At 51.8% G+C, this 18,088-nt stretch carries 22 protein-coding genes; 11 read left to right on the plus strand and 11 right to left on the minus strand.

The window, feature by feature from the left end; genetic code table 11:
* The first annotated feature begins 77 nt into the window (after positions 1-77).
* Both NVIE_RS02255 and NVIE_RS02260 read left to right on the plus strand, forming a co-directional pair.
* Complete coding sequence (locus NVIE_RS02255) at positions 78-1,109, plus strand: hypothetical protein (RefSeq protein WP_144239430.1); 1,032 nt, start codon at positions 78-80, stop codon at positions 1,107-1,109.
* 263 nt (positions 1,110-1,372) lie between these two features.
* Positions 1,373-2,254 (plus strand): radical SAM protein, encoded by an 882-nt coding sequence (locus tag NVIE_RS02260; protein WP_075053830.1) that lies wholly within the window; start codon positions 1,373-1,375, stop codon positions 2,252-2,254.
* Here the strand turns inward: NVIE_RS02260 and NVIE_RS02265 are convergent.
* Positions 2,251-3,102, minus strand: a complete 852-nt coding sequence (locus tag NVIE_RS02265; RefSeq protein WP_084790578.1) for a polysaccharide deacetylase family protein — start codon at positions 3,100-3,102, stop codon at positions 2,251-2,253. The genes NVIE_RS02260 and NVIE_RS02265 overlap by 4 nt on opposite strands.
* Before the next feature lie 118 nt (positions 3,103-3,220).
* Here NVIE_RS02265 and NVIE_RS02270 point away from each other — a divergent pair, with 118 nt between their 5' ends.
* Together NVIE_RS02270 and endA are read left to right on the plus strand one after the other, a co-directional pair.
* The gene (locus tag NVIE_RS02270) at positions 3,221-3,874 is read left to right on the plus strand and encodes a DUF47 domain-containing protein (protein ID WP_075053832.1); all 654 of its coding nucleotides are present in this window, start codon (positions 3,221-3,223) and stop codon (positions 3,872-3,874) included.
* A gap of 12 nt (positions 3,875-3,886) precedes the next feature.
* Positions 3,887-4,450: a tRNA-intron lyase gene (gene endA, locus NVIE_RS02275; protein WP_075053833.1), complete on the plus strand. Its 564-nt coding sequence runs from the start codon at positions 3,887-3,889 to the stop codon at positions 4,448-4,450.
* Here the strand turns inward: endA and NVIE_RS02280 are convergent.
* Positions 4,447-5,106 carry a hypothetical protein gene (locus NVIE_RS02280; protein ID WP_075053834.1) on the minus strand — a complete coding sequence of 220 codons (660 nt, stop codon included), beginning with the start codon at positions 5,104-5,106 and terminating at the stop codon, positions 4,447-4,449. The genes endA and NVIE_RS02280 overlap by 4 nt on opposite strands.
* A 127-nt stretch (positions 5,107-5,233) precedes the next feature.
* Here NVIE_RS02280 and NVIE_RS02285 point away from each other — a divergent pair, with 127 nt between their 5' ends.
* Positions 5,234-5,452, plus strand: coding sequence for a hypothetical protein (locus NVIE_RS02285; protein WP_075053835.1), 219 nt, complete (start codon positions 5,234-5,236; stop codon positions 5,450-5,452).
* Between the two features lie 12 nt (positions 5,453-5,464).
* Here NVIE_RS02285 and NVIE_RS02290 read toward each other — a convergent pair whose 3' ends face one another.
* Positions 5,465-5,899 carry an HIT family protein gene (locus tag NVIE_RS02290; RefSeq protein ID WP_075053836.1) on the minus strand — a complete coding sequence of 145 codons (435 nt, stop codon included), beginning with the start codon at positions 5,897-5,899 and terminating at the stop codon, positions 5,465-5,467.
* Between the two features lie 290 nt (positions 5,900-6,189).
* Between NVIE_RS02290 and NVIE_RS02300 the strand changes: the two genes are divergently transcribed.
* Positions 6,190-6,600: a hypothetical protein gene (locus tag NVIE_RS02300; protein WP_075053838.1), complete on the plus strand. Its 411-nt coding sequence runs from the start codon at positions 6,190-6,192 to the stop codon at positions 6,598-6,600.
* Positions 6,601-6,810: 210 nt separating this feature from the next.
* Positions 6,811-6,999, plus strand: a complete 189-nt coding sequence (locus NVIE_RS02305) for a hypothetical protein (RefSeq protein ID WP_075053839.1) — start codon at positions 6,811-6,813, stop codon at positions 6,997-6,999.
* A 180-nt stretch (positions 7,000-7,179) separates the two neighbouring features.
* On the opposite strand, the gene NVIE_RS02310 is transcribed toward NVIE_RS02305, so the two are convergent.
* Positions 7,180-7,467 (minus strand): hypothetical protein, encoded by a 288-nt coding sequence (locus NVIE_RS02310; protein ID WP_075053840.1) that lies wholly within the window; start codon positions 7,465-7,467, stop codon positions 7,180-7,182.
* A 74-nt stretch (positions 7,468-7,541) separates the two neighbouring features.
* Here NVIE_RS02310 and ilvD point away from each other — a divergent pair, with 74 nt between their 5' ends.
* Positions 7,542-9,221, plus strand: coding sequence for a dihydroxy-acid dehydratase (gene ilvD / locus NVIE_RS02315; protein WP_075053841.1), 1,680 nt, complete (start codon positions 7,542-7,544; stop codon positions 9,219-9,221).
* A gap of 54 nt (positions 9,222-9,275) precedes the next feature.
* Positions 9,276-10,664, plus strand: coding sequence for an anthranilate synthase component I family protein (locus tag NVIE_RS02320; protein ID WP_075053842.1), 1,389 nt, complete (start codon positions 9,276-9,278; stop codon positions 10,662-10,664).
* Between the two features lie 243 nt (positions 10,665-10,907).
* On the opposite strand, the gene NVIE_RS02325 is transcribed toward NVIE_RS02320, so the two are convergent.
* The 3 genes from NVIE_RS02325 to NVIE_RS02335 all read right to left on the minus strand — a co-directional run bounded on the left by NVIE_RS02325 (position 10,908) and on the right by NVIE_RS02335 (position 13,082).
* A complete protein-coding gene (locus tag NVIE_RS02325) occupies positions 10,908-12,248 on the minus strand; it encodes a threonine synthase (protein ID WP_075053843.1) in 1,341 nt (446 codons plus the stop codon).
* Between the two features lie 42 nt (positions 12,249-12,290).
* Positions 12,291-12,554 carry a hypothetical protein gene (locus NVIE_RS02330; protein WP_075053844.1) on the minus strand — a complete coding sequence of 88 codons (264 nt, stop codon included), beginning with the start codon at positions 12,552-12,554 and terminating at the stop codon, positions 12,291-12,293.
* A gap of 66 nt (positions 12,555-12,620) precedes the next feature.
* A complete protein-coding gene (locus tag NVIE_RS02335; protein WP_144239431.1) occupies positions 12,621-13,082 on the minus strand; it encodes a GNAT family N-acetyltransferase in 462 nt (153 codons plus the stop codon).
* A 168-nt stretch (positions 13,083-13,250) separates the two neighbouring features.
* Between NVIE_RS02335 and NVIE_RS02340 the strand changes: the two genes are divergently transcribed.
* Entirely contained in the window at positions 13,251-13,901 is a 651-nt protein-coding gene (locus tag NVIE_RS02340) for a Snf7 family protein (protein ID WP_075055944.1), read from the plus strand.
* A gap of 30 nt (positions 13,902-13,931) precedes the next feature.
* On the opposite strand, the gene NVIE_RS02345 is transcribed toward NVIE_RS02340, so the two are convergent.
* The 4 genes from NVIE_RS02345 to NVIE_RS02360 all read right to left on the minus strand — a co-directional run bounded on the left by NVIE_RS02345 (position 13,932) and on the right by NVIE_RS02360 (position 17,099).
* Positions 13,932-14,264: a hypothetical protein gene (locus tag NVIE_RS02345; RefSeq protein ID WP_075053846.1), complete on the minus strand. Its 333-nt coding sequence runs from the start codon at positions 14,262-14,264 to the stop codon at positions 13,932-13,934.
* Positions 14,265-14,326: 62 nt separating this feature from the next.
* A complete protein-coding gene (locus NVIE_RS02350; RefSeq protein ID WP_075053847.1) occupies positions 14,327-15,493 on the minus strand; it encodes an aminotransferase class I/II-fold pyridoxal phosphate-dependent enzyme in 1,167 nt (388 codons plus the stop codon).
* The gene (gene bioB / locus NVIE_RS02355) at positions 15,474-16,451 is read right to left on the minus strand and encodes a biotin synthase BioB (RefSeq protein ID WP_075053848.1); all 978 of its coding nucleotides are present in this window, start codon (positions 16,449-16,451) and stop codon (positions 15,474-15,476) included. Before bioB ends, NVIE_RS02350 begins: the two co-directional genes overlap by 20 nt.
* Positions 16,452-16,631: 180 nt before the next feature.
* Positions 16,632-17,099, minus strand: coding sequence for a cupin domain-containing protein (locus NVIE_RS02360; RefSeq protein ID WP_144239432.1), 468 nt, complete (start codon positions 17,097-17,099; stop codon positions 16,632-16,634).
* Positions 17,100-17,484: 385 nt separating this feature from the next.
* Between NVIE_RS02360 and NVIE_RS02370 the strand changes: the two genes are divergently transcribed.
* Positions 17,485-18,087, plus strand: a complete 603-nt coding sequence (locus tag NVIE_RS02370) for a recombinase family protein (protein WP_075053851.1) — start codon at positions 17,485-17,487, stop codon at positions 18,085-18,087.
* The last annotated feature ends 1 nt before the right edge of the window (position 18,088 follow it).

The raw sequence follows: 18,088 nt of genomic DNA on the forward strand, positions 1-18,088 counted from the left end.
GGCTGTACTCGGGATGACTGCGCGCCAATTTTGTTGGGCAATCTATAAAACTGAACCATGCATAATGCTTGGTCATATTGAAAAAATCCTTCCGGCCCTATCCGCCGCTCGAAAAGGACTTGGGTACGACAAATATCAGAATTGAGCCTGATCAAATGAATGAACTGGGAATAAATTCCGGTGACGTGGTAAAGGTTACTGGCGTTCGCAGCACAGGCGCAGTCTGTTTGCCCTTGGAACCCGGATATAGGCATCCGAATGATTCAGAGATAACTTATCTGTCCAAGTCGGACATCCTCCCGCAAATACGGATAAGCGATGTTGTAGCCCTGAATACAAACAACACGGGTGCCATCTTGGTGGAAGTAGAAAAGGTACAATCAAGCCATGCACAAAAAGTGTCTTTTGCCTCTTTGGATTCAAGATTTAACGCAGGTAATCTGGATAAAGGCGAGCTTCTCGGCATGGTTGTCTGTAAAGGCGACAGGATAAACCTGCAAGATTATCATCAGGTTATTGTAACAGACATTTATGCCGCTGATTTCTCGCTGATCGATGACTCGACAGAAATTGAATTTGTGGACAACAAGATGCCGGGCAATAATCTTGTAATGTTCGTACCTCAACTGAACCGCCTAAGCAAGGTGATACCCGTAGCAAAACAGGCCAATGTGAGCTTGGTAAACATCACAATACCTTCAATCGAGATCTATGAAGAAGGTGCTGCAAGGTTCTATTTCTATCTCAAAGGCAATTATGCTTCCTATCGACAGTTTCACCACGCACACGTTTCACTTGCCGTACAAGTTCATGACAACGTAGGCAATCCTTACCGTGTCTTTGTTCACGGGGGAGGCGGAGGATTGTCGTCCACAGGCGACTTTAACTATGATTACTCGTGCTTGTTTGCGCCTGCAGTTGTTCCAGACGCAACTGAATTAACAATAACCATAAAAGAAATTCTGTTTCAGGCCCCTTTCGTCCCGCCTCCATCAATTAGTGGTAGACCTGAAATGAGGCCAATGTACTCGCCGGGAAACAAGCTTCCTGCAATTCTGGTACTGACTGGGCCGTGGGAGTTCAAAATTCCGTTTGATGGTAGAAGATGAGTAGTCGTCGGTCGCCTGTTTGCACTTTCAGTCTTTGGTCCTTCATTGTGAATCTAGGGATGCTGACAGAGTCTAAAGCATGCATCTAAAACATTCTCTTGGGGTGCATCAAGGCTGGCTACCAAGTTTGTTGTAGCTCGATTAATTCTTTTAAGGCTACCACATTTTTTGTGGTCCACTGGAAACGCGCACATAATAGCTGCAGGTGCTACGCGCAAGATGAACGTATAATTATCAGAGGCGCCTTCTTGGAGCAATATAATATGGAGCTGGCCTACGACTATCCGCTCTACAGGCCGCCGTCAGAGGCAAATTCCCTGATATTCCAGGTCACGCTAGGCTGCTCCTTCAACAAGTGCTCCTTCTGTAACATGTACCGCACCAAGGAATACGCCGAGCGCCCGTGGGAAGAGATCCGCGCGGAAATAGACATGATGGCCAAACTCTATCCAGACACGCGCAGGATATTCCTTGCCGACGGCGACGCGCTAAACATGTCCAAGGACAGGCTGGTGCAGATACTAGAGTACCTATACCAAAAGTTTCCAAGCATCGAGCGCATCTCCTGCTACGCCATGCCAAAGAACCTTTTGCAAAAAACAGACGAAGAACTGAAGGCGCTTTACGCCGCCGGCCTCCACATGTTCTACGTCGGAATTGAAAGCGGGAACGACGTTGTATTGAAAAAAGTGACAAAAGGCGCGACTGGCCGGTCAATAGTCCAGGCGTGCAGCAAGGCCAAAAAGCACGGCTATGTCCTTTCGTGCATGGTAATCCTCGGCCTTGGCGGAAGGAAATACACAAAGGAGCACATCGCCGACACGGCAAAAGTGCTGGGTGAAATAGCGCCCGATTATGTGGGCGCACTCACGCTGTACCTGGAGGAGGGCGTGCGCGACGAGTTCATGAGCAAGTACGGAGAGCCTTTTGAGTTCATCGACGACGTTGAAGTGCTTGACGAGCTGGAGCGGCTGGTCAGGGGTTTTGACCCAAAGACGCCGGTGGTGTTCCGCGCAAACCACGCCTCAAACGTCTATTCAATAGGCGGGACGATGCCTGATGACAGGGGCAGGATCCTGTCGCTCATAGAAGGGCTAAAGGCGCACCCCGAGATGCTAAAGCCCAAGTTCCTGCGCCGCTTTTAGGGGCCGTTGCGCAGCGCAAGGTCGCCCAGCGTCGTTATCTCGTAGCCCTGCTCGCTGATGGCCTTGAGGAGCAGGTCCAGTTCTTCCATCTGCCTCTCGTCTATCTCGTCGCGAAAGTTCAGCCCGTCGCGCAATGCAAACTCCATCGGGTGCATTGTGACGACTGCAAACCCGTTCTCGTCTATGCCACGCTTTATCTCTTCCATCGTCCGTTCATGAGAGTAGCTCAGCCACCTTGCGCCGTCGCCGCTCAAGTCGCCTGTCACCGTCGTTTCGGGATAGTGCAGCAGCCCGTCGCTCTTTTCGTGGTACGGTGGCCTGTCAAGTGTCATGTTTGCGCTCACGTACAGGATTGCGTTCTCTTTTGCGGCCGCAAACGTGCTGTTGTTCACGGCGTTGTAGGGCGCGATGAATATGAGCGGCCTGAAGCCAAGTATGCTGTTTAGTTTGTCGTTTGTCCTTGCCATCAGGTCAGACTGCTCGCCCTGACTGTAGAGCGTGAACTTTTCGTGGTTCCAGCCGTGGTTTGCAACCTCTAGTCGTCCAGCCGCGACGCCTTGTTTTACATAAGACACTATCTTTTCGTCCTGGCCAAAGTAGTTGGCGATTATGCCCACGGTGAGCGGAAGATCCCGCTTTTCGAACTCGTCCATCAGCCGGATCTGGATTTTCTGCAGGTAATAGTCCTGGATGTCGTCCAGCCGGAACGCCACGCACTTGCATCTTTCACCAGGGGTCTGGGCGTTGAAACTCGGCGAGGCGCCGATGGTGGCAAGCAGCAACACTGCGCAGCCTGTTGCAAATGCAAGCCTCTTCATTCCCTGCGCGTGCGTGTGCATCAAGGCCATAGTAATCAATTGCGCGACAGGATTCTAGGGTCGAACTATGGAACAATGATCTGTGCCCCGGCTTTGGTGCTTCGTCAAAAGGATTATTAGCCAGCCGGCGGTTAGGTGTGCAAACAACATGTACAGCGGGGAACTTGAGGTACAGGCCAAGAGAAGGGCGCTGGCCATTCTACAGGACGAAATAAGCAAGATCCTGGGCTCTTCGCGAGACCTTTCGACGCTCACGTCGTCGCTAATCAAGGACGATAACAACGACATACAGGCGTGCCTTGAGCGCATGCGCAACAACGAGGAAGAAGTGGAGAACCTCCGGCGCAAGATAACCAGAGAAGTGTCGGAGCTTGGCGGCCTGATGGCAAACAGGGAGGACATCTTGCGCACGGCGTACCTTATGGACGACGTCGCCGGCTACATCAACGGCATCGCGTTTAGGCTGGCAAACATGAGGGGCGAGACGCTCAAAAAAGCCCAGTGCGACACGGATCTGCAGGAGCTGGTAGGCATGGTAGTCGACGCCAGTTTCAAGCTGAACGAGATGGGCAGGGCGCTTTCGATAAACCCTGCCAGTATGTTCGAGCTTGCGCAGGAAATGCAGAAGCTTGAGCACCAGGTGGACGCCAAGTACCGGGCGATGATAATCAAGGCGCTGGGCGAGATAACAAACAACAAGGATCTGCTGCTCTTCAAGGACGCGGTTGAAGGCATCGAGGGCATGGTGGACAAGTGCCAGGAAGCATCCGACTCGTTCACGATACTTGCTCTTGGAATGTAAAAAATGGTGTAAATGTCGACGACAACAACAGCAGTAAGCGGCAGGCTTTTTGGGAACAGGATCGTAGTCTGGGACATTGTAGACTCGCGAAAACTGTACGGCTCGGGCTATTACGGCAAGCCTCTTGGAGTGCCAAAGCCAAAGGGTGTTGAATTTGACGCGCCGCTCGTGCTTGACCTGATGGAAGGCTGCTACCTTGCTGAAAAGGGCAGGCTGAAAATATCTCAGATGGACGGCAGGCCCGTCTCGCAGACAGAGATAAAAAAGATCTGCAAAAAACAGTATGTCGACTTTGACGCCAAGTACCTGGTGTTTTCGGACCTGCGCGAAAAAGGCTACGTCGTCTCGCCGGGGATAAAGTTCGGCTGCGACTTTGCGGTGTACGAGCAGGGGCCCGGAATTGACCACGCGCCGTACCTCGTGCAGGTGTTCCGGGCAACCGACGAGATGACTGCGACCGGCATCGTCCTTGCCGGCAGGCTTGCCACCACCGTGAAAAAGCAGTTCATACTGGCGATACCAAAAGTGACGGAAAAGAAGGTGGAGTACGTCGGCTTTGACTGGTGGCGCGCCTAGGCTGTTGCATCTTTCTTGGGCATGTCGAACTTGACATAGTTCTCGCCAGAGATGGTGAGGCGCGTGGAGAACTTGTCAGAGCCCTGCTCCAGCCAGCCCTTGTACCGTACCGAGTTCTTGACGATGTCTATCACGCTTGGCTTTTTCTCGTTGACTTCCTCATAGCACGAAAGTATCTCGCCGAACTTGACCTCCTGCTGTTTGTTGAACTTTGTGATATAGTATGCGAACACTGCCGTCTTTTCGTAGTGGTTCTGTGGTTTTTTCTCTGCGTAAAATTCGCGCAGGCCCGGCTTGCTCTCATTTGCCTTCAGGTCGACCGGTATCGGCGGGAGCGTGGGTGCTACGCGCGGGGCGTGTCTGGCCGGTGACGCTGCGGTGGGCTTGGCAGCAACAGCGGCTGTTGTTGTCGTCGTTGCCTGTCCGTCTGGAACTTGCGGCACCTCGTGGACCTCCTGCGGGAGCGCAACCTGCGCCTTGAGTGCGACATTTTGCTGCTGCATGCCGCTTGCTATTGCCTCCTTTACGGCCGTCTTGAATATCTCCTCGAATTTCTCGAGGTGCTTGTCGACGAAACTTTCCTTGCCCTCCAGTTCGACGATGCCTTCCTTGACGTTTATCGTAAACCTTGCTTCAGAATTGTTTCCCGAGCTCAAACCCGCCGTAATATCTTCCAAGCTTCTTTATCAAGTTGGTGGTGCACCTTTGCAGCTTTGCTAAAGAAACTAGTTAAGCAAAGTTCCGGCTCTCTTAAATATCCGTATCAGAAATAACTTGCGCCTTATGTTTTCCGTCAAAAAGTTGGGCAAGAACGGTATGTGGGGGACGGTGAGCCTCATAGATGAAAATGGGTCTTTCCGAGGAGAGGCCAAGTTCGAGACAAAGGAAGATGCCGAGAAATACCTCCTCAAGTTCAAGGGCAGGATGAAAAAGCCGGTCGACCTGAAGGTATTCAACGATTCGGAAACAGAAGAGCCAAAGAAGAAAGACAAGAAAAAGTGAGAGAGACTTTTTTTATTTTGCGCGCAACGGCGTCAGCTTTTGCTTCACCTTTTGCGCCATCTTCTCTAGCTCTTCTTCCGGAGCGACGTGCCTTGAGGGCCACTTGCCGTCGGGGCTGTCGTCTGCAAACCGCGGAACTACGTGTACGTGCACGTGTGGAATTATCTGGTTTGCCGCAATGCCGTTGTTCTGGCCAACGTTAAACCCGTCTGCGTCCACAGCGGCCACGACCGCCCTAGCTATTCTTGGCACCGCCGCGTACAGCTTGGCCACCTCGGCCGGCGGCATGTCCAAAAGAGTGTCGTGGTGCTTGGTCGGTATCACGAGCGTGTGGCCCGGGTTTATCGGGTACTTGTCCATTATCACGAGCAAGTCTTCGTCCTTGTAGACCTGGGCGCTTGGCAGTTCGCCTGCTATTATGGAGCAGAATATGCACGGCTTGGGCATCTGTTGCGCCTGCTGCTAAGATTTAATGCATGTTTATTTCTTGTGCTTGATGGCGCCGTTATATTGGCAACGCCTTGAAATATGTGGCATCCTTTTTTTGAACCTGTTGGCGTCTATGATGACAATCATTCCATACAGGAGATCATAGAAGGTCAGCTTTGTAATTATCCGCGGATGCTTTATCTGGTAGAACAAGAGCGAAAATGAATATAGCTTACCGTAAGGCCTGACACAAGTCGTAAATAACTTGGTCAAGAAAGTAGCCCATGAATATCGAAGCATTATCCTCAATGCTTTCAAACAAGGGCGGCATGCAGCAGTCGATTGCTGCCACTGTGATAAGCGCTGTTCTAAGCTACGTAGTACAGCACTTTATGCAAAAAGGAGCAGGCAACATCATCAGTTCAGGAGGAACTAACGCGGATTCTTCTTTGCAATCGATACTGTCGCAGCTGACCTCTGGCCTAAATGACCCGGGTAACCCGCTTGTACAACAAGTAAAAAAGGATGGCGGACTGAATGACGACAATCAGGCAAGGCAATACACGCAACAAGCGGTAGACGTGCCTAAAGAAAGCGCAAGCAAAGACTCTGCAGGACTGAGCTCGTTGATCGGCAGCTTTCTGGGGACAAATTATCAAGGAGGCGGAGTTGGAGACATTATCGGCGGTCTGTTGGGTGGTGGTGCAGACAAGAAGTAAGACTGTGTTTGTGCGCATACAGCAGTCCATCTTTACGTCGACAATTGAAAGAGAAAGTCCAGTAACTGTGTTGTTACAACAATCACCTGAAGAAGAATATTTCTGCAGCGTAAGAGCCTGCGGTAGTGAGAATGCAAGTGCTTGCACAGCTTTGCTGGTTGGCTTGGACAATAGCCAATTTTAAATACACCAGATTCTAGACCTTTTACGATGGCCGAGACAGTCGAGCTGGAAGACTTTGATATTGCCTTTTCATTCCGTTGCCCCAAGTGCGACTATGTCAATGAAGAGGTATCTGCCAGAGACCTGTCAAGCGGAAACGCCGAGTGCGGCATGTGCGAGACCGTCTTCCGCGTCGAAGGCCTTGACGGCGTCAAGATAACGGCAAGCCTCGATTAAGAAACGCCAAGAATCTTAAAGAATACAATTCTTCACATGACCAATCAATTAGCGGTCTGGTTTTTGGCCCTATACCTTTGCTCTGGCAACGGCATCCTCTGCGGTTAATCTTGATATTCAGTTAATCCTGGCGACTATTTATGGAAGATGTGCTGCCGGAAACAAGGTTTTGGCATGATTCTATTTTGGATAAAACCGACATTCTCTAAAGTTCGGATAGTTTGTGAAGTCAACGTAAACGATGTTCCGAAGGACCAATGCCTTAACAGCATCAATGGTTCTATTATGGTCGAAACCCGTCTCCATTACCAGATACTTTCCCCGTATTCCTGAATACTTCTTGATGATGCTGAGCACTATGACAGCGTCTTCAGGTAGAGGGTCTGCCGTTAGCGATCCCCTCACTTCATAAGCTTCAAGACTTAAATCTAAGATCGTCCATTTCCTGCATATCTTCTGAACTTTCAAGCCCGTAATTACCTGTCACATAGCTAATAATCGTCTCAATCTTAAAATATGCACCACCCCTATCTTCATTCCTTATGGAGCTTCCAAGCAGAAAGGTTGTCGAAGGAACAGCAAGGGCGCCGCACAGGGCAATGTACAAGGCAATGGGCCTCACTGACGAGGACCTGAACAGGCCTATAATCGGCGTCTCTACCACGTGCAACGAGGCAACCCCGTGCAACATCCACCTTGGACAGCTTGCGCAGAGCGCCAAGAGGGGCGTAAGCGAGTCAGGCTGCACCCCGCGCGAATTCACAGCCATAGCGGTCTCTGACGGCATTGCAATGGGTCACGAGGGCATGAAGGCCTCACTCGTCAGCAGGGAGATAATCGCCGACTCTATCGAGGTTATGGTGAGGGCGCACGGCTACGACGGCATCGTGGGCATCTCTGGCTGTGACAAGAGCCTGCCAGGAACGCTCATGGGGATGGCGCGCCTGAACCTGCCGTCGATATTCGTGTACGGAGGCACCATCATGCCTGGCGAGTGGAACGGCAAGCAGGTGACCGTGCAGGACGTGTACGAGGCTGTAGGTGCGTACGACGCTGGCAAGATGACCTTTCAGGAGCTCATCAGCCTTGAAAACGTTGCCTGCCCCACGGCAGGCTCTTGTGCGGGCATGTACACGGCAAACACGATGGCGTCGATTAGCGAGGCACTTGGTATGTCATTGCCGGGGAGCGCGTCACCGCCCGCTGAAAGCGACAGGCGCCACGAAATATGCTACAACACCGGCAAGGCCGTAATGAGCCTTATAGACAGCAACATCCGCCCCCGCGACATACTCACCTACGAAGCTTTTGAAAACGCGATAATGATGGCAAACGCCATTGGAGGCTCTACTAATGCAGTTCTCCACCTGCTTGCAATAGCAAGAGAAGCAGGGGTGAAGCTGAACCTCAACGACTTTGAGAAAATCCGCAAAAAGACGCCGCACATTGCAGACATGAGGCCGGGAGGCACGTACGTCATGCTGGACCTTGACAAGATAGGGGGCGTTCCTGTCATAATGAACGCGCTCTTGAAGAAAGGCTTGCTCAACGCCGATGTCATGACCGTGACAGGCAAGACCATGAAGGAGAATCTTGCATCGATGACGTTTGACCTGAGCCAAGGCAAGGAAAAGGTGGTGAGGCGCCTTGAAGAGCCGATAAGCAGCGAGGGCACATTAAAGATATTGAAGGGCACGCTTGCGCCAGACGGCGCGGTGGTCAAGGTCGCAGGAGTAAAGAGCAAGAAATTCACTGGTAAGGCCCGCGTCTTTGACAGCGAGGAAAAGGCGTTTGACGCAGTATCGCAGCGCAAAATAATCGAAGGCGATGTGGTGGTAATCCGCTACGAAGGTCCAAAGGGCGGCCCAGGCATGCGCGAGATGCTTTCAACCACAGCTGCAATAGTCGGCCAGGGCCTTGGCGAAAAAGTGGCGATGGTGACAGACGGCAGGTTCTCCGGCGCGACCCGTGGATTCATGATAGGACACGTGGCGCCGGAGGCGATGGTCGGAGGCCCCATAGCGCTTGTCAAGGAAGGCGACGAAATAGTCATCGACACTGCAACAAGCAGGATAGACCTGATGGTGTCAAAAGCCGAGCTTGCAAGGCGGGCAAAGAAATGGAAGCCTATCAAGCCGCACTACAAGTCCGGAGCGCTTGCAAAATACGCGTCTCTGGTCCAGTCGGCGTCAGAGGGCGCAATCACAGTCCCGAAACTTTAAATGCCCATCGAGGCGCATGACCCAGAGGCTAGAGAGAGGAGAGAATGAAACAGGGTGGTAGCTTTTGGCCGTCTCGATTTGGGCGGCAAGATAAGGATCACGCCCCTAACCACGACTGAAGACCAGTTTGCACTATTCAAGAAACTCTATTCTTCCTCTGACCGCGCATTCATTCTGGAATCACTAATAGGCCCAAAAGAGCTTGCCGAGATGTCCGTCATCGGCTTTGACCCAGAGGTCACGGTTACCTGCGACTCCAAAGCGTTTACTGTCGAAAGGCGCGGCAGGATAAGAAAGCAAAAGGTGACAGAGCCCTTGTCGCAGCTGCGCCAGCTCGTTCCCGAGGTAAAGGATGACACGTTCCGCTACATTGGAGGAGCGGTGGGGTACATCAGCTATGACGCAATAAGGTTCTGGGAAAGCCTGCCTGTGGACAAGCGCAAGGGCAAAAGCACGTTTCCCCTGATGGAATTTGGGATTTACACAGACGGCATACTGTACAACCACAAGGAAGGCCGAGCCTACTACTTTTACCTTGGCAAGTCGAGATTGAAGGAGATAAAGCGCAGGCTGGCAAAGGCGCCTGCAAAAAAGTCGGCTCCATTTTCGCACACCGAACCGCAGAGGAACATGACCAAGGAGCATTTCGTAGGCATGGTCAAAAAGGCCAAGAAATATGTCTACGACGGCGACACGTTTCAGGTGGTGCTTGCCAAGAACATCAAGTTTGACGTAAAGGGCGACCTTTTGCGCTTTTACGAAGCGCTCCGGGAGGTCAACCCGTCACCCTACATGTACCTCATGAAAATGGGTAAAAGGTGCATAATCGGCTCAAGCCCGGAGATGCTGGTACGCGTCACAAAGGGTCGCTATGTCGAGACGTTCCCGATAGCCGGTACGAGGCCGATAGTGGAAGACGAGCAAAAGAACGAGGATATGCGCCAGGACCTCTTGAAAGACGAAAAAGAGCTTGCTGAGCACACCATGCTTGTAGACCTTGCAAGAAACGACATCGGCAGGGTATGCAGGTACGGCACGGTCAAGGTTGACGAGTTGATGACGGTCAAGCGCTTTAGCCATGTGCAGCACATCGTCTCGCATGTCACAGGCAACCTGCAAAAATCCTACGACTCGTACGACGCGCTAAAGGCGGTATTCCCTGCAGGAACCGTGTCAGGCGCGCCAAAGGTGCGCGCGATGGAGATAATCGACGAGCTGGAACCTGACCTGCGCGGGCCCTATGCAGGCGCGCTCGGCTATTTCTCTTTCAACGGCTCGTGCGACTTTGCGATAACCATACGTTCGCTCTTTGTCGACAGGAACAAGGCCTACATCCAGTCGGGCGCCGGCATAGTCATGGACTCCAAGCCTGAAAAAGAGTGGGATGAAACGGAGCACAAGGCAAACGCCCTGCTCTCTGCGCTTCGCAAGGCCGCAAGCTGACTTTTCGCTCAATTCCAGACTGCTTTCTAGGCCGTTTTTGCACCTTTTTCGTGCTTGGCAGATGCCAAAAACAAACCCTTGCTGGTAGTTGCCGGCTTTGCCGGTTAGAACAATGATATTATTAGTAATGCAACGATGTTAATAGTTGTAAATGGAAAGATATGGTATTATACTATTATTATAAGTTTGATATGATATATACTATATAGTAGCAATCTACATGATTACACTATTAAAAAGAATCTAGTGGCTTGTAGGCGGCCTTGCAAACATGTTGTCTGCATGCATATGGTATTCCACCGCAAGCGACGGATCCTTTTGCCTGCCGGTGAGAATGCCGACAACCACGTCGTCTTTCTTTATCGTGCCTTCTTTTCGCAGCTTCCGCACGCCTGCCGGCACTGCGCCTGATGCCATTTCGCAGTCAAAACCATTCAGGCCGACTATTGACATGCCGTCGCTCATCTCCTTGTCGGTTGCCTGCACGACAACGCCGTTGGTAAAGTGGAGCGCCCTGAGTGCCTTGACGATGTTGGCCGGCCTCCCTATCTGGATTGCAGTCGCGTGCGTCTTGGGCCTTATTCCGCGCTTGTCAAGGTCTGCGTAATACCTGTCGACCATGCCAAGGTCTGGCCTGCCGTCGTTCCATGACAGTTTTTTGCCCTCGAACATGCCGTTGTAGAGCTCGTACAGCGTGTTCGCGCCCTCGGCGTTTACAACCGCAATCCTTGGGACCTTCTTTATCCAGCCCCATTCGTACAATTCGATTAGCGCTTTTCCGCAGCTGGAGGTGTTGCCCAGCGCGCCACCTGGATACACGATCCAGTCCGGCGGGTTCCAGTTCAACTGCTCCATCACCCTGTAGACTATGGTTTTCTGGCCCTCTATCCTGAACGGGTTCACCGAATTTACGGTGTAGCCGCCTGTCTCCTTGGCGTTTTTGAGAGAGGTTGCAAGCGCGTCGTCAAAGTTGCCCTGCACCTGTATGACCTGCGCACCAAACTGGAACGCCTGGCCCAGCTTGCCTGGCGCAATCTCGCCTTTTGGTATGTAGACGTCGCACTGGATGTCCTCGTTTGCCGCGTACATTGCCGCAGACGCGGACGTGTTGCCGGTTGATGCGCAGATGATTTTCTTTACCTTGAGCATCTTGGCGTGCGTCACGGCAGTCGACATGCCGTTGTCCTTGAACGAGCCTGACGGGTTGTAGCCTTCGGGCTGGAGGAAAAAGCTATCGTGGTTCATGTCGGCATAGTCTGCCGCCTTGCTCATGTTGTATGGTTTTGAGAGCCTGCCTTCCGAGCCGTCAAGCGACACCAACGTGCGGGCGCACTCGTTGAAATCTTCCGTGTCAATGCCTGCAAAGTTTATCAGGTCACGAAAACGCCAGACGCCTGACTCGTTGTAGATGTTGCCTCCATGGTTGCGCCTCTGGTAAAACCTTTCAATGAGGTCGCGGCTTGGCTTTTTGCTGTATTGAATATCAAGAAGCGAGCCGCAGGTGCATCTGTAGGTGTCGTTGTCAATGCCATACGACTTGCCGCAGTCCGGGTTGATGCATTTTTTTACGGCGTGCTCGGCCATTATGTCCAGAATGAGACGTTAGGACTTGCTATTTAGGTGTTTTTACTTTTTGATGCTCTTCTCGTACATCTTCAGGATCTGCTGGATTACGCCGTCCATGTCATCCTCGCGAACCTCCGGCGACGCCGCGTGCTTTAGCAAATTGCTGATGGTGGATGATATCTCGGAGCTGACCTCATCAAAACTGTCCATGTCGCTGTAGCTCTGCTGGTAAAGCCTTCGCAGTTTCATTGCATACATCTGCGTTTGCTCGTTCAGGCTAATATCATAGCTGCGATTGTTTACCTTTATCTTCTCCTTTATCATCCGCGCTTGACCGGGGTTCTGGGTGTTTAAAATACTTGTCTAATGAGGCGTGATGCATGTGTTGTTCTAGGTGCGCCTTGTCATCAGGTACCTGTCGTGGTCTACAAAGCCGGCGCGCCTGTAAAACCCGATGACTGCGCTGTTGTGCTTTGTCACTTCAAGGTGCAGGGCGTTGACTCGCTGCTTTTTTGCCACTTTTTGTGCATGCTCAAGGACTGCTTTTCCTATCCCCTTTCCGCGGTATTCTTCCATGATGAAAAACTCGTCAATGAATGCGTCGCGGCCGCCAAACTCTAGGCTGTAGCCAAATGCAAGCACGAGGTACCCGATAGGCTTGCCGTTGTTGTTGCTTCTAGCGTCAAGCGCTAAAAGTACCGAGCCAAGCCTGCGGTTCTCAAGCAGCCTGCGCATTGCGTTTCTGGCCTTTTTCCTGTCAAAATCATGGCGATCGTAATCATAGTATTTCTCCATGAGCGCCAACAGCGCGTCAAGATCGCCTGCGCGCGCCATTCGTATTCTGTACGGCAATACGCATACACACCACCACGCCCGCGCTCAAAACCGTTTCGCTGCATGAGGTGCATGCAAAAATTGTGTAACTGCCAAGCCTTGTTACCGCGGTTACAGCAGGCGTCGGTACAGCCGCTCTTTTACTCGATTGCCAGCAAAGCATTGCTAGGTGCCATCATAGTAAGGATGTCGTTTGGTAACAAATGGGTAAAACCACAAGGAGAAAGCGTAGGACACAAGCTGATCGAAGGAATCAAGCCACAAACTCCTCTAAAACCGAGGATTGAAGAAGCACAGAAGAAATTGCAGATGCAGATACAAAAGCTGGACGCGATAAACTCGCGCATCAACGAGAAGGATCAGGTGATCTTCAAGCGCGTCGTCCTTGCGATGCAAAGCCACGATGCCCAGCACGCACGCGTGCTTTCAGGCGAGCTCTCTCAGATCCGCAAGATGGGCAAAATGATAAGCTCTGCAAAACTTGCACTTGAGCAGATCCAGTTGAGGCTAAACACAATAACAGAACTCGGCGACGTCGTGGTGACGCTGAGCCCCGCAATGTCTGTGATAAAGGGACTCCAGGGCGGCCTTTCAGGCATGATGCCCGAGGCGGACCAGTCCTTTGCGCAGATTTCAGACCTGCTTGGCAACATCATGACCGACTCGGGACAGATCCCGTCAGCCGAGATAGGCGGATACACTGCAGTCAACGACGACACTGCGAGGATAATGGAGGAAGCAAGTGCGATCGTGGAAATGAACATGAAGAGCAAGTTCCCCGACCTTCCTTCGACCAGCAGCTCGCAGAGATCCGCGGCAGAGGCTTCAGGCTACTGAGAAGCCTCCACTCTCTCCTTCCATTTTTCTTTACTTTTTCCCCGCAGCGATTTTTTGCAGTTGCTTTTTTATCCTTGATATCGTCGGGTAGCTGTAGCCCTTTTCGCGGTACGTGCGTATCATCGTCTTCCAGTTGTTGAGGCGCCACTTGGCCTGGTCGGCACTGAGAAGGTGCGTCTCCCTCTTGACCATGCTCTTTCTCCCCGGCATCAGATAACCACCGCTTGCAGCCATGTAGCGTTTGTACGCAAAGCGAAGGCCAAATAGCACGTCGTCAGCCGGAAGCGAATTGAGGTACATCGCAAGTTCCCTTCCCTGCTCCTCTGTCAGTTTTACCCGAAAAGCAAACTCCCTTGCAGGCATGGTTCTTTTATTGCAGGCAGGTGTTAATTAACTTTGTTTCTAAACTCGAATTTAGAAATATACTAGATTATGCCTGTCTTTCTGCCTGCTTTTTCAAAGGCAGCCGTAGCTGCGTCAATGTGCATTTTTTCGTGCATTGCCGTGAGCGAAACGCGCAGGCGCGCCGAGCCCCTCTTTACCGTCGGGTAGCGCACGGCCTGCGCAAACACGCCGTTTTTCAAGAGTTCCTCAGAGAACGTTACCGCTTTTTTCTCGTCTCCTACCATGACAGGCATTATCTGGCTTGACGAGTTGCCGAGGGTAAACCCATGCTTCTTCAACTGGCTGGAAAACTGCCTGATGTTTTCAAACAGCCTTTTTTGCAGGTTGCCTCTTTTCGCCAGAGGGACTGCGGCGACTGCCGCTGCACAGAGGTAGTCTGGAAGCGCGGAGGTATAGATGAACTGCCTTGAGGTGTTGACCAAAAGCTCGCGGATCTTGGCGCTTGTCGCCACGTACCCGCCAAAGCAGCCGAGGCCCTTGCTCATGCTGCTGATGTGTACGTCGACCTTGGCGCCAAACTTGGCAGGGACTCCTGCAAATTTCGGGCCAAAGATAAAGTCGCCGTGCGCGTCGTCCACTATTGTCAGTGCGTCGTACTTTTCTGCAATCCTGCAAATTTTAACAATGTCGGCCGAGTCGCCGTCCATGCTGAAAATGCCCTCTGTTATCGCGATTTTCCTTCCAGCAGCCTTTGAGACGAGATTTTCCAAGTGGGCCGTGTCGTTGTGCGCAAACACCTCTATTCTGGCGCCGGAGAGCTTGCAGGCATCGATGATGCTCGCATGGTTCAGCTCGTCGCTGAAGATCGTGGTATTTTTGTCGGCAAGCGCGGTTACTGCACCCAGGTTTGCCGCGTACCCTGTCGGGTAGACAAGTGCAGACTCTGTTCTCCTGTGCCTTGCAAGCATGTCTTCCAGCTTTGTGATGAAAGGGTCGTTTCCTGCAATTAACCGGGAGCTGCATTGCGACACCTGCCTCAATGTTCTGACCGCTGCTTGTACGACTCTCTTGTCCTGCGACAGGCCGAGGTAGTCGTTTGAGCACAAGTGAATTGCTTTTCTGCCATTGACAGTGGCAAGCGGCCCGCTCACGCTCACTGTTTTTAGCGAGCGGTACAGGCCGTCCTTTTCAAGTGCGAGAAGTTTTTCGTCTACAAAGAGAGTAGTCTTATTTTGCTTTGAGGCCAATCTCTTTTATCATCGTGATGTCCCTGTTGGGCGCATTGCCGCCTGTTGTCAGGTAGCCGCCGGTGATGATGCCGTTTGCGCCGGCCTTTAGCGCAAGCTTGTCCTTGTCCTTGAGGTGGACCTCGCGCCCGCCTGCTATTTTCAATATGGTCTTGGGCATAATAAAACGCCACACTGCTATCGTCTTGATAGCATCAGTTGGCTCGATGAGGTCTTTGTAGCCGGCAAATGGCGTCCCTTCCCTGCCAATGAGTATGTTCATCGGCACCTCATCAGGATCCAATGACGCGATTGAAAACGCAAGCTCTAGCCTCTGCCTCGGAGTCTCGCCCATGCCGATGATTCCCCCGCAGCACAGTTCCAGGCCGGCTTCTTTCACTATTCTTGCCGTGTTTACGCGGTCTGCAAAATCATGAGTGGTGCATATCTTGGAGAAATAACTTTCCGAGGCTTCGAGGTTGTGGTTGTAGCGCTTTACTCCAAGTTCTTTCAGGCGTCTTGCCCTTTCAAGGGTCATAAAGCCAAGCGAGACATTCACCTCCGTCCCCACCCGCTCTTTTATCGCGGTTATCGTTTCGCAGATCTGCTCAAAATCCTTTTCCGGAGGCGACCTGTACGCGCAGACAAGGCAGAAATTGGTGGCGCCTCCCGCCTTGGCAATTTCCGCCTGCTCCACGATTGTTTCTTTTGGCAGGAGCGGGTACTTGTTGATGCCTGTTTCGTAAAAGGTCGACTGGGCGCAAAAACTGCAGTCCTCCGGGCACCTGCCGGATTTTGCATTAATCAGGGCTTCAACATCCACGACGTCGCCGTTGAACCTGCGCGTTATTGTGTTGGCGCAGTCTGCAAGGGCCATGACGTCGTCGGTGGCAAGCAGCCTTTCGGCTTCGTCGATTGTTATCCTGCCGCCTGCAAGCACTTTTTCCATGCAAGCCCTGATAAAAGCCGCGTCGGACATTTTGGAATCGATGTTGTAAACTCGTAATTAAAAGTTTGGTTTACAACTGAGCCAAAAAATGTCAATATTTCAAAACTCGAATTTAGAAATGTTGCCTGAAATCGTGCTCAAAATCGCCTATCAATAACTGACAGGTTCTGGGCGCCTGCAGCGGGGGGTTTGCAGGCCGGTTTTGGTAATTTATTGTCCCCAGTGCTTTAGCCCGTCCAGGAATTCCTGACCGTATTTTCCGGCGATTTCTTGTTCCAGCTCCCCCGTTATTAGCCGTTCTTTGAGCACGTCGGCCACGCCTGCAAAATACCTTTCAAGACCTGCCGGGGATATGACTAGGACCTTGCCACCTTCCGGGCCTGACTGGTAGTTGTGCGACATTCCCTTTGGAATAAATATGAAATCTCCCGCTTTGGCAATAACCGTCTTTTCGCCGTACCTGATAGAGTATTCACCTTTAAGCACATAGTATTCTTCTGGTGCTTTTGGATGGATGTGGAGCGCGGGTCCGACATTTGGCTGATGGGTCATTTCAAGCAGGGTGTATGCTCCTTCAGACCTTTCGCCGGAGGCCTTTACTACTATCTTGGTTCCGCGAAAGTTGATATGTGTCCCTTCGCCGTTTTTCAAGGCATACCCGCCGATATCGCTTTCCATGCCTTGTATTATAACCTGTGGCCATATTTCTAGGTGCAAGCCTGCTTGTGCACATCTGGCAACAATTCGGCTTTTCTGGCCTTTCTAGGTGGGGGTCTGACGCCGATTTTCTGGCAGTTATGGCCCTTGCATTTTTTGAAGTTAACAATTTGCTTGTGGAAATGGTCTTTTGGCAGAAAACCGAAAATCGTCATCGCGGCGATATGCTCGGAACCGTTCAAAAAAGGGACCTTTCTTGCATGCCACTTTTTGAACGCCCATTTTTTTACTCTTGTTTTGTCGGCACTTGTGTACAGATGGTTTAGAAACTGCCATTACCGTTTTTAAACACTTGATCGCACTTTTTTGACTAGCCTGCTGTTAAGCTAGGCCGGCAAGACAGGCCATGAAAAAGTACGCATTTGCCTACCTGCGGGTCAGCACCGAAGAGCAGACCGTTCAGAACCAAAAGCTGGCGCTGGAAAAATGGGCCAATGACAACAACTTTCAGATCCTTGACTTTTTCGAAGATTCGGCCGTTTCCGGCAGGGTTCCGGCGATCCAAAGGCGCGGGTTTTCAGACCTTATTGAAATGGTCAAAACCGCGCAGGTCGATGCGGTTCTTGTTTACGAGCTGTCGCGGGTTGGCAGGACCTTCTGGGATACCCTTGACGCCATCAAGGCTATTGAGCAATACGCGCCGCTGCTATCCTGTTCGCCTCGCGAGTCGTTTCTGCAGACGACGGAGCCAAGCGTACGGAAATTGATGATAGGCATACTGACCTGGGTGGCAGAGCGCGAGCGCGAGATGCTCGTCCAGCGCACAAAAGACGGCATGGAGCGCGCAAGGGCCGCTGGCCGCAGCATAGGCAGGCCCCAAAAGGTGCTCGACAAGAATCGATTGATACTGATGCTTGCAGAAAACCGCTCAAAGGCAAGGATCGCAAGGGAACTGGGCGTTTCCAAAGCGACGCTCTACAAGGAACTGCGCCAAATAAGCCAGAAATAGC

Origin of the sequence: Nitrososphaera viennensis EN76 (assembly GCF_000698785.1) — an archaeon.
Taxonomy (GTDB): domain Archaea; phylum Thermoproteota; class Nitrososphaeria; order Nitrososphaerales; family Nitrososphaeraceae; genus Nitrososphaera; species Nitrososphaera viennensis.

Bases quoted from the DNA above. Each gene is read 5' to 3' on its own strand.
- NVIE_RS02260 (WP_075053830.1), top strand. From the start codon at position 1,373: ATGGAGCTGGCCTACGACTATCCGCTCTACAGGCCGCCGTCAGAGGCA.
- NVIE_RS02265 (WP_084790578.1), bottom strand. From the start codon at position 3,102: ATGGCCTTGATGCACACGCACGCGCAGGGAATGAAGAGGCTTGCATTT.
- NVIE_RS02270 (WP_075053832.1), top strand. From the start codon at position 3,221: ATGTACAGCGGGGAACTTGAGGTACAGGCCAAGAGAAGGGCGCTGGCC.
- endA (WP_075053833.1), top strand. From the start codon at position 3,887: ATGTCGACGACAACAACAGCAGTAAGCGGCAGGCTTTTTGGGAACAGG.
- NVIE_RS02285 (WP_075053835.1), top strand. From the start codon at position 5,234: ATGTTTTCCGTCAAAAAGTTGGGCAAGAACGGTATGTGGGGGACGGTG.
- NVIE_RS02290 (WP_075053836.1), bottom strand. From the start codon at position 5,899: ATGCCCAAGCCGTGCATATTCTGCTCCATAATAGCAGGCGAACTGCCA.
- NVIE_RS02300 (WP_075053838.1), top strand. From the start codon at position 6,190: ATGCTTTCAAACAAGGGCGGCATGCAGCAGTCGATTGCTGCCACTGTG.
- NVIE_RS02305 (WP_075053839.1), top strand. From the start codon at position 6,811: ATGGCCGAGACAGTCGAGCTGGAAGACTTTGATATTGCCTTTTCATTC.
- ilvD (WP_075053841.1), top strand. From the start codon at position 7,542: ATGGAGCTTCCAAGCAGAAAGGTTGTCGAAGGAACAGCAAGGGCGCCG.
- NVIE_RS02325 (WP_075053843.1), bottom strand. From the start codon at position 12,248: ATGGCCGAGCACGCCGTAAAAAAATGCATCAACCCGGACTGCGGCAAG.
- NVIE_RS02330 (WP_075053844.1), bottom strand. From the start codon at position 12,554: ATGATAAAGGAGAAGATAAAGGTAAACAATCGCAGCTATGATATTAGC.
- NVIE_RS02340 (WP_075055944.1), top strand. From the start codon at position 13,251: ATGTCGTTTGGTAACAAATGGGTAAAACCACAAGGAGAAAGCGTAGGA.
- NVIE_RS02345 (WP_075053846.1), bottom strand. From the start codon at position 14,264: ATGCCTGCAAGGGAGTTTGCTTTTCGGGTAAAACTGACAGAGGAGCAG.
- bioB (WP_075053848.1), bottom strand. From the start codon at position 16,451: ATGTCCGACGCGGCTTTTATCAGGGCTTGCATGGAAAAAGTGCTTGCA.
- NVIE_RS02360 (WP_144239432.1), bottom strand. From the start codon at position 17,099: ATGGAAAGCGATATCGGCGGGTATGCCTTGAAAAACGGCGAAGGGACA.
- NVIE_RS02370 (WP_075053851.1), top strand. From the start codon at position 17,485: ATGAAAAAGTACGCATTTGCCTACCTGCGGGTCAGCACCGAAGAGCAG.